The organism is Limimaricola sp. G21655-S1, from assembly GCF_027213785.1.
Lineage (GTDB): Bacteria > Pseudomonadota > Alphaproteobacteria > Rhodobacterales > Rhodobacteraceae > Limimaricola.
In genome coordinates this window covers 1-235 of the sequence record NZ_JAPWGO010000510.1, presented here as the reverse complement: position 1 = coordinate 235, position 235 = coordinate 1, and the positions used below count along the sequence as shown (strand labels likewise).

1 protein-coding gene is annotated in these 235 nt (G+C 71.1%); it reads left to right on the top strand.

The window, feature by feature from the left end; genetic code table 11:
• The coding region (locus tag O4G76_RS21635; RefSeq protein ID WP_269399132.1) for a hypothetical protein at positions 1-235 on the top strand (235 nt) is incomplete at both ends.

The following is a 235-nucleotide window of genomic DNA, read 5'->3' as shown; positions in this document are numbered from 1 at the left end:
GGCAAGCACCTGGGTGCCTATATTGCCGCCGGCAGCGAGCTGGACATGGCGCCGCTGATGGCCGCCGCGCACGGCCGTGGTGCGGCGCTGTACCTGCCGGTGATCCCCCAGCGCGGGCGCCGGCTGTGGTTCGCCCGCCTGGGTGCGGCCAACCTTTGGTATACCCACCTGCGTTACGGCATTGCCGAGTACGCCGGCCCGCAGCTGCGTGCCGAGCGGCTGGACGTGCTGTTTG